This window comes from Geodermatophilus sp. SYSU D00758 (assembly GCF_054049955.1).
This window is the reverse complement of sequence record NZ_JBJGYK010000024.1, coordinates 16,520-29,776: the sequence shown is the minus strand read 5'-3', so window position 1 is coordinate 29,776 and position 13,257 is coordinate 16,520. Positions and strand designations below refer to the sequence as shown.

The following is a 13,257-nucleotide window of genomic DNA, read 5'->3' as shown; positions in this document are numbered from 1 at the left end:
CTTCCCTCGGCCAGGCGCGGGCGTTTTGCACCGAGGTGCGACGGATTCCTGACAGAACGTCGACATGTCGTCCGCTCGTCGATCACGGCCGGCCGTCACCGGGCCGTGCGACCCCGAACCGGATGATCACACCGCTGACGATCGCGTCAGGCAGGAGCCATCACCCCGGAGGGCACCAGCGGCCCGCGGGGTTCCCGACCGGCCGGACGGAGCGGTGGGAAGGCGGGATACGGGGACCGGCAGGGGCCACCGGCCGCCTGCGCGGGGCGACCGGTGGCCCTTCACCGTCCCGTTGGAAGGGGTGCCACGCGCTCGTGGCGCCATTTCCCTGCCGAGAGCGGAACGGCGAACGCAGGGCATCCAGGCCGACCCGTGGACCCGCCCGGGATGTGCGTTATCCCCCCGACCGGCTCACGACGGACGCGCAGCTGAGCGTGCAATTCGCGCCGTGCCCGGGGGGCCGGGGGTGGCAGGAGAATCGTCGATCGTGACTCGGTCCCGTCGGGTCTCGGGCACCATTACCGGGCGCCGCGGGAAAGGGAGGGCCGAGCCTCACGAAATGGTCGGCCCTCCCTCCCCGGGGCGGCGAGGGCCTGCCCGGTGCGGGTCTCCCGCTCGGCAACGGGCGGCGTGGCCCGTCGGCGAGCTCAGGGCCGCCCGGTGTCGCGGTGCAGGTCGGCGACGATCGCCTTGAAGGTGCGGGTGTCGACCTCGTCGTCGACGGTGACGCGGACGATGTCGGTCACCTGCTGCTCGGACGCCGGGCGCACGGCCTCGACGCGGGCGGCGGCGATGAGGTGCAGCCGGCGGATCCGTCCGGTGGGGGTGTCACCGGCGACCGGGGAGGGTCGGTTGTGTGCCATGGGGGGACGGTAGGCAGCCCTCCGACGGGGCCGCGGGCGCGAGGGCGCGTGTCCCCCGGAGCACCGCCCCGCCCGCCCCGCGCGCCCCGCGCCGTTCCGCCCGTCACACCTCAGATGCGCGTGAACAGGTAGGCGGAGACGGCGACCCCGAACACGACGATGCCGATGCGCAGCGGGTCGGCCGGGATGCGGGTGGCGATCCGCGCGCCGAGGAAGCCGCCGATCAGGCTGGCGGGCGCGGCGACGGCGACGACCGCCCAGTCGACCGGGCCGAAGAGGCCGAAGACGACCAGGGTGACGGTGGCGGTGACCGCCGACAGCGCCGACTTCAGCGCGTTGGCGAGCTTGATGCGGTGCAGGCCGAGGCCGAGCACGCCGACCAGGATGACGCCGAGCGCACCCCCGAAGTAGCCGCCGTAGACGGTGGCCAGGAAGAGGGCCACGTACAGCCAGGCGGGATCGGGCCGGGGCCGCGACTCCTGCTCCCCGCGCAGCCGGCGGGTCAGCAGGGGTTGGATCGCGATCAGGGCGCTGGCCAGCAGCACCAGCACGGGCACGACCACGTCGAAGGCCTCGGTGGGCGTGGTGAGCAGCAGGACGCTGCCCGCCGTCCCGCCGGCGAGGGCCACCGCCCCGAGGCGGAGCAGCCGGGCCCGCTGCCCGCGGTACTCGCGCCGGAACCCGGCCACGCCCCCGAGGTAGCCGGGCCACTGGGCGATCGAGTTGGTCACGTTCGCGGCCACGGTGCCCAGGCCGAGCCCCACCAGCGTGGGGAACAGGATCAGCGAGCCGCCGCCGGCGATCGAGTTGACCGCACCGGCGAGCAGGGCCACCCCCGCGGCGACGACCAGGTCGAGGGCGGACACGGCCGCCGAGCCTACGGTGGGGCCATGGGTCTCCCGCTGCCGGCGAAGGCGCTGGCCGGCGCGCTGGGCGGGTCCGGCGTGCTGCACCTGGTCCGCCCGCGCACCTACGAGTGGCTCGTCCCCCCGGAGCTGGGCGACCGGCGGGCCTGGGTGCTCGCCTCCGGCGTCGCCGAGATCCTCACCGCCGGGCTCATGGCGGTGCCCGCGACCCGCCGGGCCGGTGGCCGGGCCGCGGCCGCGCTGCTGGTGGTGTTCGTCCCTGCCCACCTGCACACGTTCCGGGTCGTGCCGCGGCGGCCGCTGCCGCTGGCGCTGGCGACCCTCCGGCTGCCCCTGCAGGCCCCGCTGGTCGGGATCGCCCTGCGCGTCGCGCGGGGGCGCTGACCGTGGCCGACGTCGTCCTGGTCGCCGGCGCCTGGCACGGGGCCTGGTGCTGGCGGCGGGTGCTGCCGGCCCTGTGGGCGGCCGGGCACACGGCGCTGACCGTCCCGCTCACCGGCGTGGGCGAGCGGGCGCACCAGATGGCCCCCGGCATCACGCTGGGCACGCACGTGGCCGACGTCGTCACGGCGGTGCGGGCGGCCGAGTGCCGAGGGGCGGTGCTGGTCGGGCACAGCTACGCCGGGGTGGTGGTCACCGGGGCGGCCGACGTCCTGGGGGACGCCGTCGGCCCGCTGGTGTACGTCGACGCCGTCGTCCCGGAGCCCGGGGAGGCGTGGTCGTCGCTCAACCCGCCGGCGGCGGCCGCGGCCCGGCGGGCCGACATCGCCCGCTCCGGCGCGATCCCGCCGCCACCGGTGTCGGTGTACGGCCTGGGCGGGGACGACGCGGCGTGGGTGGAGCGGCGCCAGACCCCGCAGCCCGGCGGGGTGTACGACGACCCGCTGCACTTCGACGCCGCCCGCTGGGCGGCGCGCCCCCGCACCTACGTCGACTGCACCAGCCCGCCGCTGCCGACCATCGACCCCTCGCGGGCGCGGGTGCGCGCCGGCTCGGGGTGGGAGGTCGTGGAGCTGGCCACCGGCCACGACCCGATGATCAGCGCGCCGCGGGAGCTCGCGGAGGTCCTCCTGGCGGTCGCCGCCCGGTAGCGGCACGGCAGGAACCCGCCGAGCCCGTCGCCGAGCCCGGTGTCGACCGCGCCCGGCCCGCGTCCGCCGGGCCGGGCGCGCGGCAACGACCCGGCCCCGCCGGATCAGCCGCCCCGGTGGTACCGGCGGTGCAGGCCGCGGACCTCCTCGTCCAGGCCGGGGACCGGGCCCTCGACGGGAACCCCCGGGGCCACGTCCTGCACGGGCAGCGGGCGCACCGGCGCCGGCGGGACGCCGAGCTCGGCCAGCCACCCGTCCAGCTGCGCCGCCGAGGCGACGTACACGATGCGGCCCAGCCCCACCCAGCCGTGCGCGGCGGCGCACATCGGGCAGTGCTCCCCGCTGGTGTAGACGGTCGCGGCGGCCCGCTCGGCCGGGGTCAGGTGCTCCGCCGCCCAGCGGGCGATGGCGAGCTCGGGGTGCCGGGTGGCGTCGCCGCCGGCCACGTGGTTGGTGTCCTCGACCAGCGCGGTGCCGTCGGCGGCGACCAGCACGGAGCCGAAGGGCTCGTCCCCGGCGTCGAGCGCGGCGCGGGCGAGCGCCACGCAGCGGCGCAGGTGGGTCAGGTCCGTGTCATCGACCACGCGGCCATCCTGGCCCGACGGAGGATGGCACGCGTGGAGGAGGACTTCCTGGCCGTCGTGCTGGCCGACCCGGTGGTGGCCGCGGTGCTCGGCCGCGCGCCGCGGCTGGGGCTGCCGGACTGGTGGCTGGCCGGCGGCGCGCTGGCCCAGGCCGTGTGGAACGCCCTCGACGGGCGGCCGCCGGGCGCGGGGGTCGCCGACTACGACCTGTTCTACTTCGACGCCGCGGACACCTCCTGGGCGGCCGAGGACCGGGTCATCCGTGCGGCGGCGGCGCTGTTCGCCGATCTGGACGCCGTCGTCGAGGTGCGCAACGAGGCCCGCGTCCACCTCTGGTACGAGGCCCGCTTCGGCGTCCCGGCCCGGCCCTTCACCAGCAGCCGGGACGCCGTCGACCACTTCGCCAGCACCACCTGCTGCCTGGCGTTGACCAGCGCCGCCGGTGTGCCCGAGCTGTATGCGCCGCACGGCCTGGCCGACGTGTTCGCCCGGCGGGTGCGGCCCAACCCGGTGCTCGCGCCGCGGCAGGTGTACGAGAGCAAGGCGCGGCGGTGGGCCGGGGAGTGGCCGACTTTGGTCGTGGAGCCCTGGCCGGGCTGACACCGGTCGCCGACCGTCGTCCCCCGGGAGCAGACTGCCGCCATGCCACCTGCACCGATGCCCGACGACTGGCAGCGCGCCCTCGTCGTGGCCGCGCACCCCGACGACATCGAGTACGGGATCGCGGCGGCCGTCGCCGTGTGGACCGCGGCCGGCAAGGAGGTCCACTACCTGCTGGCGACGCGGGGGGAGGCGGGGATGGCCGGCGTCCCGCCGGAGCAGGCCGGGCCGCTGCGCGAGGACGAGGAGCGCCGGTCGGCCGCCGTGGTCGGCGTGACCGAGGTGGAGTTCCTCGACCACCGAGACGGCGTGCTGGTCGCCGGGCCGGAGCTGCGGCGGGACCTCGCCGGGGCCGTCCGCCGGCACCGGCCGGAGCTGGTCGTCACCGGCTACTTCGGCCCGACGTGGACCCCGCCGGGCGTCTCCCCGGCCCACGCGAACTCGGCCGACCACCGCGCGCTGGGGCAGTGCGTGATCGACGCGGTGGCCGACGCCGCGAACGAGTGGATCTTCCCGGAGCTGACCGAGCCGCCGTGGACGGGCGTGCAGTACATCGCGGTCGGGGAACTGGTGGACCCGCCGCACGAGGTGGACGTCGGCGCGGCGGCCGAGCAGGCGGTCGCCTCGCTGTCCGAGCACCGCCGGTACCTGGAGCTGCTGTCCGACGCCCCCGTCGAGGAGCAGGCCCGGCAGGTCGTCGACATGTCCACGATGACCGAGGACGGGCGGCGGCGGGTCGGCTTCCGCCTCTTCTGGGGCTGAGCCGGGAGGGGCCCTCTAGACTGGGCGGCACGACGGACGAGTCGGCCGGGCGGTCGCGTCGGCGGGGGAGACCCCGCCGCCGAGGAACGTCCGGGCTCCACAGGGCAGGGTGGTCGTTAACGGCGACCCGGGGTGACCCGCGGGACAGTGCCACAGAGAACAGACCGCCAGCGGTGCTGCTCCGGCAGCACGGCTGGTAAGGGTGAAACGGCGGTGTAAGAGACCACCGCACACCGGGTGACCGGTGTGGCTCGGTAAACCCCACCCGGAGCAAGGTCGAGAGGGACGGCGGCGACGTCGTCCTGCGCAGGCGTTCGAGGGCTGCCCGCCCGAGCCTGCGGGTGGACCGCTCGAGCCTGCCGGCAACGGCAGGCCTAGATGGATGGCCGCCCACCGGGGTGCCGCGAGGCCCCCGGGGACAGAACCCGGCGTACAGGCCGACTCGTCCGTCGCTCGCCGCTGGCCTGCTTTCGGCGCGGCCACCGGACGCCTTCACCCACCCGAGCAGCTGCGTGCCCGGACCGGTTCCTAGAAGGTGACCGTCATGGACAGCATCCTGTCGGCTTCGGCCTCTTCCCCGTCGATCTGCGCATCGAGGATGCGGCCTCGGCGGCCGGAGAGATGGCGCATGAGCGCGACCGCGTCGACCGTGAGTGTGGCGCGCGGTGTGGTGCAGCCGATGAGCCAGGAGCCGCCCGCGGGACCCGTCAGCGTCAGGTGAAGTGCTGCCCCGGTCCAGGAGGTCCCGACGTCCGCGATGACCTGCTCGACGATGAGCCGGTCGTGTTGATCGATGGCGAGCGGCATCCCTGTTGCGTCCGCGATCTCCAGACGATGCATCCAGAGGTCCCGCACGGCAAGTATTCGCAGCAGGTAGTCGATCCGGTCATCGGGCAGGCTCCGCGCCTCAGGGAACAACAGGCTCAGCCGCAGTTGCCGGAGCGGCCCGGGCACCGCGCGGACCACGCGGACCGCGCGAGCGGCGTGCAGAGCCAGCAGGTCGACCAATGCGCCAGGTCGCAGATGGCGACGTTCATCGACTTGGCATTGGTTGTGGCCATCGAGGGTGCCGAGGCCGGGATGGATCCGCCGGGCACGGTGGATTCTCCGCCACGTGACCCAGGGCCGTGCGAGTTCCTCCAGCTGGCCGACGACGTGAGCGGCCACGTCGTGCACCGTCCATCCCGCACTGGCGGTTGGCGACGTCCATCGCTCGACGGGAAGGCTCTCGAGCAGGGAGCCCATCAGCGTGGCCTCGGTGGCGAGGAGCCCCACCGCGCAGTCTGACGAGGTCCGCGGGATGCCCCGCGCGCGACGGACAGACGTGTTGGGCATGCGCCACGCTCCCACCCCCGGTGCCTGTGGTGGGAGGTGTCCCGCGTGCCCGCGCGGGGGGATGCATCACTTCGTCCGGCGCTTGGGACGGGGTGGGTAGGCGTGGGGGAGGAGCCGTACCAGTCGGGGCAGCAGTGGGACGAACATGCCCTCGCCCCAGCCCATCTCGGGTTCATTGGCCAGGTGCTGACTCATCACGCCGGCGATCATGGTCGAGAGCATCGCGACGCCCTCGGAGCCGGCGGCTTCCGCGCCCAACTCCCCGGCTTCGACGGCGCAGGCAAGGGCTGACGCGTAGAGCTGCACCATCTCGACACTGGGTGCCATGGCCTCCGCGGAGGGCGTAAATCCGGGGACTGGCCGCCAGAACATCAACTGCGTGAGCATCGGATGGGCCACCGCCCAGTGTCCGGTGGCCTCCGCGGCTGCGATCACCGTCGCCATGCCTGGTGGAGCGGCATCCATGGCCGCCTTGACCGCGTCCCGGTGCTCGGCATGCCCCCGTTGGAAGAGGGTGTCGTACAGGCTCATCAGGGAGGGGAAGTACTTGTACAGCGAGGGCGGTTGCACACCCAGTCGGCGCGCAACCTCCGCCATGGTCACGCCGGTGACGCCCTGCTCGGCCATGATGTCGACTGCCAGCTCGAGAATCTCGTCGATGGTCTCCCGGCGTCTGCGTGCGCGCCGGTCCGGCAAGCGGCCGGCGTCCTCGCCGCGGGACCCTTCGGCACCTCCCAATGGCTCTCCACCTCCGCCGCTACCCTAGCATTCGCCACTCTTGACAGCTCTAGCTAAGGGCCGTAGCCTTAGCGAGTCCCTGATCGGGCTGCCGCCCGGGCGGAGGGATGTCGAGCCGGGAGCACGACCATGACCCGCTTGCCCCAGGTCACCGAAGTCAGGACGCCGGCGATCACCGCGGTTCTGCGGAGCCCGGCGGCCGCCGCTCCCGCACCGGACCGGGACTGCACCGCAGTTCGCAACGCCACCTGGCCCTCCCGCGCTGCCGGTCGCGCTCGCGCGCGCCGGAAGGGGATCGCAGCGGTGCGTGGCGCCCCACTGCACCCGCCGAACGCGGGACGCTGGCAACGTCCCGTGCCGCGGGTGAGCCCTGGACCCGGTGCGGTGCGGCGCCCCGACCCTCGGTGCACCGTTCACGACGCCCCGAATCTGCCGCATGGCCCTCGTCGACGGACGCGTGGGGATCCAGATCGCGAAGCCCCCGCGCCGTGCCTCCCCCCAGGGGAAGTCATTCCCTCCAGCCGGGATCCGGCTTCGGGCTGCGGGGCGGACGTGCCACGGCGGCGGGCGACAGATCGCTGCCGCGCACGATGCCCTTCGTCGCTCGGCACGCCCGCTGCCGATCCGAATGTCACTACGCGTGAACCGGAGCGCCACCTGTCGTCGGCCGTCCCTCCCCGCGCGACCGGCGCCCGACACGGAGACCGTGCCCACGGGGGTTCGTGGTCGTCGCCATCCCCGGCATCTCGAGGGCGGGACGGCTCGGACCGGCGGCCGGCCGGCCACTCGACTGCAACAGGAGAGCTTCCAGGAACTGTCCGACCTCCCGGAGAGGGGAAGCGCTGAACGCCCGCTGGAGCGGTTCAGGAGCACTGCGGGCGACCTGCCAGTACACACAGCCCCAACGAACGACTCGACCTGAGGCAGGGAAACCATGACGACCGACGCCCTGATCGGCCTTTTCATCCTGGGGTTTATCGTGATTGGACTCGGCATCGTCCTTTACAGGGCGCACGTCGCGGCGCACGACCGGGCAGATCGGGCGGCCAGTGCGGGCAAGAACCACAAGTTTGCGGTCTATACGCTGGCCGGAATCCTGATCTCCGGACTGGTCTCGCTGTTGTCGAGCTATTGGGGTGACGCCGTCCGATCGGCATATCTGCCATGATCGGACGGGCCGCCGGTATGGCACAGAAACATACCCGCAGACCCGCACCGTTCAGGAGGTCACCCGATGGGTGCCATCGACGAAACCACAGGTCAATGGATCTCGATCAGCGAGAAGCGGCGGCAGTCGAACCGCGAGCGCAAGGACATCGAGGAGGACGCTCCTCCGGCACCGCAGGAGGAGCCGAAGCCCCCAGCCAATACAGATCCCGGACCAGACCCGGGAGCGTTGCTGGTTGATGAGTACTACGTCGAGCAAGTCGGACGGGAAAGCCTTCCCACGCAGGCCGATCTGGAGGACTACCGAACCAACGCTGCAGAGGGCGTGTTCCATCGTCTCGCAGATTCCGTGATCGAGCAGAGCGGCATAGTGCTCGACACCTGGACCGCCGGCCTGACGGAGGCCCTGACGGCGATTCGCGATGCCGAGGCCGAGCTGAACGCCAAGGAGGTGCCCGAGCCGCCGCCAGCGCAGCTCAACGAATCCGAACCGCTCCCAGGTGTCTCGACGGATCCGACTTGCACGTCCCTGTTCGACGTTGACGACCTTGCGCTGCGCGGCCGTCGATCTGTCGCCTCGCGCCGATACGATCAGCCGCTCGTGCTTCTTGATCTGGTCATTCCGCAAGCGGCACGGCCGTGGATCTTCGGTCAGAAGTTGGAGTACCAGCAGGAGTGGCGGCACGAGGGATTCACCCTGGGTGAGCTCGCATCGAGCACCTCCCTGCTTCCCGGTGAAGAGATCACGATCGAGATCAGCTCGTTCCAGCGCACCCGGCAGGAGATCAGTCAGGAGTCGGACGAGGCGAAGCGCAACCAGTATTCGGTCGAGCAGAAGAACACGGATGAGCGCACATGCACGAATGCCGTGGCTTCGGACAGCGGCTGGTCGGTGTCCGCCTCGGCGAGTGTCAGTTTCCCGATGGCGTCGGCCTCCGTCGCGGCTTCCGCCTACGGGAATTCGAGCGAGCGTGCCGAGCAGTCGGGCAGAACGTTGCGTGAGGCGACGACCCGCGCGACGACGGATCTGTCCAGCCGGCGCGCCGTCAAGATCTCGATGACGTCGGAATCGGGCAGCGAGGCAACCACGACACGACGCCTGCGAAACCCCAATCCATGTCAAACGGTCACGTACAACTTCTTCCAGGTTCTGAAGCTCTACGACATTCAGCTCCGAGTCATGGACAACCGTCCGATGCTGCTTCTCCCTTCAGTCTTTCCAAGGTTCTACGGTCCCCAAGAGGTGCGACGGGCCGAAAGGTTGGATTTCCGCCCGACGGAGGTCGAGATCCCGGTCCACCTCATCGAGGGCTGGAACTCTCCTGCGGTGTTCCTCACGCAGTACTTCGAAGTCGACCGTGACCTGTCGAGGCGGGTCAGCGGCTGGGCGCTGCGGCTACGTGCGTCATTCGACGCCGACGCCGGGAATGCGGCCAGGTTGCTGGCAGAGGGGCTCGTCGTGGTCGTGCGGTATCTCTTCGGCCAGAACCCGTCCGACCTGCTGCAGGTGGTTGCCGACGTCTATGCGGGCTACCTCACCAGCGTGGCGCAGATAGCCGACCGAACCCGGGCCACGTATGGGAATGGAAAAGGTCAGACGGAACAGCTCAACACCAATGGCGTCTACGTCGACGCGCTCCGCGGTCGATGCACTTCCTGCACCGATCACGACGAGTCCAGCCACTACGTCCGAACCATGACCGGCTTGGAGGAGCTGCGCAGGGTGAGGAAGGCGAACGAACTCGACGATCAGGAGGTCGAGCGCCGCAAGAAGCTGTTGGCGGCAAACGATCTCGATCCTTTTGAGCCGACGCCGGTCACCTAGGATCCGCGATGCCCACGCCCACCGGCGTACGCGCCTCGATCAGCCAGGTGCAGGTCGACTCGTACGCCGAAGAGGTTTGTCGACACATCGACGAGTGCTCCGCGGTTCAGTTGGCCCAGGTGGAGTGCTATCTGGATGGTGCGACCCTTGCCGGGGAACAGGTGCAGGACGTCCGGATCTCACTGCTCGAACAGCCCGCCGAGTTGTCGGGATGGGACTTCTGGCTCGGACTCGGCATCACTTTCCTCCTCGAGTCCAACTTCGTCGGCGCCGCACTGAGGTCGATCACGACGCGAGTCTTCACGCCGCTCGTGCGTTCCAACGCGGTGTGGCTCCGCATCCCCAAGTCGCCGTCGGGCCACGAGCTCGTAGCGCTGGCAGAGCGGGCGCGATCACTGTCGCTGCCCACCCTGATCGAGCCGGGGCGGGGGCGATTGACGTTCGACAGCGTTCTCGAGGGCGGCGCGGCAGGCATGGGCGGGCGAGCGTCCAGAGAATCCCTGCAGCTCTATCACTCCGCGATCCAGGAGCTGATCAGGGTCGTCGAACCTCTGGACGTGGCGCAAGGGCTCGCTCAAACGGCCAATCAAGCGCGGCAGTCCGGGCGACCTCGATCGAACGATCCGCTGTCCTTCAGCGACTCGCCGGGGTTCGTCGTCCTGGCCGCTGCACAGGAATACGCGCAGATGACGCGGCTGGGGATCGCGGTGCGGTCGGCTCGCTTCCGCTCCTTCGCCCGCGCGAGAGCGTCGATCAAGGACCTGGCCGCGCTGGTCGAGGCCACGCAGGTGGAGCGGCTGGATCATGACGGGCAGGCGGTGTCACTGGGAGCGCTCCGGCGTCGGTGCGCTCTGGATTTCGAGGCTCTCATCTGGTCACGGCTGCATGGGTTCCACCAGGCGACGCCCGGCTTTCGTGGACGGGCGGGACCGGGCCACCCCGCGCTGGGCGCGGACAACGACGAGCCCCTCAAAGGGGTGCGCGTCGAGCTCGTCGATTACTGGCTCAACCGGTTCTCGCCCTCGATCCGCGATTGGGCGACCCGACAAGGGTGGGCCCCCATGCCCGATCAAGGCCGCCTGGCCAGGTCGACGTACCTGCGCGCGTACTTCGCTGCGCTCTCCGCCGACGTGGAGAAGGCCGTGCGACCTGCCTCCACGGAACTCGCCTCCCTTCCTCCATCAGCCACCTGAGTGGAGGAGCCGCGTCTGCAGCCGCGGCAACGAACGAGATAGGGGTACGCCGATGACTCCCAAGCCGTTCGGCATCATTCTCTGCACGTTCTCGGATCGACCAGATGAGCCGAATCCTCCGCAGTTCTACACGGACTACCTGACGCCGGCCGGCGCCAGCCACCCCGAAAGTGCGTTCCGCTTCTGGTCCGACGTCACCTATGGATCGGTAGATCTAACCGGCTCGCGAGTGTTCGGCTGGTTCGGCATGGCTCATAAGTCCCAGGAAGTGGCGAACCTGACGTTTCCCCGCGACCGGGCTCTCCTGGCACAGTGGGGAGTCGATGCGGCGGTGGCCAATCACGTGGATCTCGGTCCGTTCGCCGCGATCATGGTTGTGCTGAACATCCCCACCGACCATGGCTCGGCCGGTGGGAACCGCGTGGTCATCGGCTATGGACCTGACCATTGGGAACCGACGTTCGTGCTCCACGAGATGGGCCATGCCCTGGGGTTGCGGCACTCATGGTCGCCGAATCCGGACATCGAGTACGGTGACCGCTGGGACCTCATGAGCGCCATGAACGTCTGGAGGTTCGCCGGCGCCTTCGACCGTGGTGTGGGCCCCAGTAGCGGGCCGGGGCTCAACGCCCCGAACCTGCTGGCACTCGGGGCTGTTCCGCCAGATCGAATCTGGACGCCGGCCCTGGGTGGCAACCCGACTCTCGCGGCGCTCAACCACCCGGAAGCCGCCGGCTACCTTGCCGCGGTTCTTCGTCCGGGCGATCTCGCGCCGGGCCGGATCACCTCGACATACACCGTCGAGATGCGGCAGAAGGACGGCTGGGACCGGGCTGTTCCCAAGACGACTGTGCTCGTCCACGAAGTGCGGGCTGACGGGCGGTCGTTTCTCTTGTCCACCACGCTGCTGGCCGGCGGTTCGGGGCCGGAGTTGGATTCGGGCGATACCATCCGTCTCGGGGGGGCCGTCGAACTGCAAGTCGTGCTCGGGCCGGCCGGTGGCGGAGCCCCCACCGAATCCAATGCGCTCATCGCTGTCGATCCACTGACCCCGGCCCCCCGCGCCTGGGGTACCCCCGCGGCATACGCGCCGTCTGTGGCCGAGGACACCGCCGCTGTCGTATACCGCGGGCATGACGACCGTATTCATGAATTATGGCGGACGAACACCACGCGTGACCAGTGGCGGCATTCTGAATTGTCGATCCAGGCCGGCGCGCCCCCTGGCGACCATGACTGGCTCGGCTTCTTCAATGCAAACCCTCATGCGTATTACACCTCGGTCCGGGACGCCGCTCGTATCGTCTACCGCGGCGACGATGCGCACATTCACGAGCTGTGGCTCACACCGACGAGTGCAGGCTGGCAGCATGCCGATCTCACCGCAATCGCGGCCGCAGTTCCCGCTTGGGGAGATCCTTTCGGCTACATCACGGCGCTACGCGATACTGCTCGAGTCGTGTACACGGGAGCGAACGACCATGTTCATGAGTTGTGGCTGAACGAGGCCGGGGTGTCCTGGCGGCACGCCGATCTGACGGTTCTTGCGAACGCGCCGGGCGTCTGGGGTGATCCGGTGGGGTACTACACGCCGCTGCGCCAGACCGCTCGCGTCGTGTACCGAGGCCATGACCGACATGTTCATGAGTTGTGGCTGAACGAGGCCGGCGTGTCCTGGCGGCACGCCGATCTGACGGCGATCGCCGATGCGCCGCTGACGGCCGGTGAGCCCATGGGGTACTACACACCGCTCTACGACGCCGCTCGAGTCGTGTACCGGGGGCAGGACGACCATGTTCATGAGTTGTGGCTCAACGAGGCCGGGGTGTCCTGGCGGCACGCCGATCTGACGGTTCTTGCGAACGCGCCGGCCGTCTGGGGTGATCCGGTGGGGTACTACACGCCGCTGCGCCAGACCGCTCGCGTCGTGTACCGAGGCCATGACCGACATGTTCATGAGTTGTGGCTGAACGAGGCCGGCGTGTCCTGGCGGCACGCCGATCTGACGGCGATCGCTGACGCGCCGCTGACAGACAGTGAGCCTACGGGGCACTACACGCCCCTCGACGACGCCGCTCGAGTCGTGTACCGGGGGCAGGACGACCATGTTCATGAGTTGTGGCTCAACGAGGCCGGGGCGACGTGGCGGCACGCCGACCTGACCGCGGCCGCAGCCGACTGACGAACCCGGCCACGAAGGCGTCGGCCGGTCGACGGCGGCCCCGGGGGAACG

At 70.7% G+C, this 13,257-nt stretch carries 13 protein-coding genes and 1 other RNA gene; 9 read left to right on the top strand and 5 right to left on the bottom strand.

Going from position 1 to position 13,257, the window contains the following annotated elements:
* Nucleotides 1-647: 647 nt before the first annotated feature.
* Nucleotides 648-863: a hypothetical protein gene (locus ACI8AC_RS17215; RefSeq protein ID WP_456899047.1), complete on the bottom strand. Its 216-nt coding sequence runs from the start codon at nucleotides 861-863 to the stop codon at nucleotides 648-650.
* A 110-nt stretch (nucleotides 864-973) separates the two neighbouring features.
* Nucleotides 974-1,729 (bottom strand): sulfite exporter TauE/SafE family protein, encoded by a 756-nt coding sequence (locus ACI8AC_RS17210; RefSeq protein WP_456899046.1) that lies wholly within the window; start codon nucleotides 1,727-1,729, stop codon nucleotides 974-976.
* A gap of 24 nt (nucleotides 1,730-1,753) precedes the next feature.
* Between ACI8AC_RS17210 and ACI8AC_RS17205 the strand changes: the two genes are divergently transcribed.
* Together ACI8AC_RS17205 and ACI8AC_RS17200 are read left to right on the top strand one after the other, a co-directional pair.
* Nucleotides 1,754-2,113 (top strand): DoxX family protein, encoded by a 360-nt coding sequence (locus ACI8AC_RS17205; RefSeq protein WP_456899045.1) that lies wholly within the window; start codon nucleotides 1,754-1,756, stop codon nucleotides 2,111-2,113.
* Between the two features lie 2 nt (nucleotides 2,114-2,115).
* The gene (locus tag ACI8AC_RS17200) at nucleotides 2,116-2,820 is read left to right on the top strand and encodes an alpha/beta fold hydrolase (protein ID WP_456899044.1); all 705 of its coding nucleotides are present in this window, start codon (nucleotides 2,116-2,118) and stop codon (nucleotides 2,818-2,820) included.
* A gap of 104 nt (nucleotides 2,821-2,924) precedes the next feature.
* On the opposite strand, the gene ACI8AC_RS17195 is transcribed toward ACI8AC_RS17200, so the two are convergent.
* On the bottom strand, nucleotides 2,925-3,404 hold the full coding sequence (locus ACI8AC_RS17195) for a nucleoside deaminase (RefSeq protein WP_456899043.1): 480 nt from the start codon (nucleotides 3,402-3,404) through the stop codon (nucleotides 2,925-2,927).
* Between the two features lie 33 nt (nucleotides 3,405-3,437).
* Between ACI8AC_RS17195 and ACI8AC_RS17190 the strand changes: the two genes are divergently transcribed.
* From ACI8AC_RS17190 to rnpB, 3 genes are all read left to right on the top strand, one after another.
* A complete protein-coding gene (locus tag ACI8AC_RS17190; RefSeq protein WP_456899042.1) occupies nucleotides 3,438-4,004 on the top strand; it encodes a nucleotidyltransferase family protein in 567 nt (188 codons plus the stop codon).
* Nucleotides 4,005-4,046: 42 nt separating this feature from the next.
* The gene (locus ACI8AC_RS17185) at nucleotides 4,047-4,766 is read left to right on the top strand and encodes a PIG-L deacetylase family protein (protein WP_456899041.1); all 720 of its coding nucleotides are present in this window, start codon (nucleotides 4,047-4,049) and stop codon (nucleotides 4,764-4,766) included.
* A gap of 37 nt (nucleotides 4,767-4,803) precedes the next feature.
* An RNA gene (gene rnpB, locus ACI8AC_RS17180) (RNase P RNA component class A) lies at nucleotides 4,804-5,215 on the top strand.
* A gap of 79 nt (nucleotides 5,216-5,294) precedes the next feature.
* Here the strand turns inward: rnpB and ACI8AC_RS17175 are convergent.
* Both ACI8AC_RS17175 and ACI8AC_RS17170 read right to left on the bottom strand, forming a co-directional pair.
* Nucleotides 5,295-6,041, bottom strand: a complete 747-nt coding sequence (locus tag ACI8AC_RS17175; protein WP_456899040.1) for a maleylpyruvate isomerase family mycothiol-dependent enzyme — start codon at nucleotides 6,039-6,041, stop codon at nucleotides 5,295-5,297.
* Between the two features lie 126 nt (nucleotides 6,042-6,167).
* The gene (locus tag ACI8AC_RS17170) at nucleotides 6,168-6,797 is read right to left on the bottom strand and encodes a TetR/AcrR family transcriptional regulator (protein WP_456899039.1); all 630 of its coding nucleotides are present in this window, start codon (nucleotides 6,795-6,797) and stop codon (nucleotides 6,168-6,170) included.
* A gap of 976 nt (nucleotides 6,798-7,773) precedes the next feature.
* Here ACI8AC_RS17170 and ACI8AC_RS17165 point away from each other — a divergent pair.
* The 4 genes from ACI8AC_RS17165 to ACI8AC_RS17150 all read left to right on the top strand — a co-directional run bounded on the left by ACI8AC_RS17165 (nucleotide 7,774) and on the right by ACI8AC_RS17150 (nucleotide 13,206).
* Entirely contained in the window at nucleotides 7,774-8,007 is a 234-nt protein-coding gene (locus ACI8AC_RS17165; protein WP_456899038.1) for a hypothetical protein, read from the top strand.
* Nucleotides 8,008-8,073: 66 nt separating this feature from the next.
* Nucleotides 8,074-9,831 (top strand): hypothetical protein, encoded by a 1,758-nt coding sequence (locus ACI8AC_RS17160; RefSeq protein ID WP_456899037.1) that lies wholly within the window; start codon nucleotides 8,074-8,076, stop codon nucleotides 9,829-9,831.
* Nucleotides 9,832-9,839: 8 nt separating this feature from the next.
* Nucleotides 9,840-11,024 carry a hypothetical protein gene (locus ACI8AC_RS17155; protein ID WP_456899036.1) on the top strand — a complete coding sequence of 395 codons (1,185 nt, stop codon included), beginning with the start codon at nucleotides 9,840-9,842 and terminating at the stop codon, nucleotides 11,022-11,024.
* Nucleotides 11,025-11,076: 52 nt separating this feature from the next.
* Nucleotides 11,077-13,206, top strand: a complete 2,130-nt coding sequence (locus ACI8AC_RS17150; protein WP_456899035.1) for a hypothetical protein — start codon at nucleotides 11,077-11,079, stop codon at nucleotides 13,204-13,206.
* The last annotated feature ends 51 nt before the right edge of the window (nucleotides 13,207-13,257 follow it).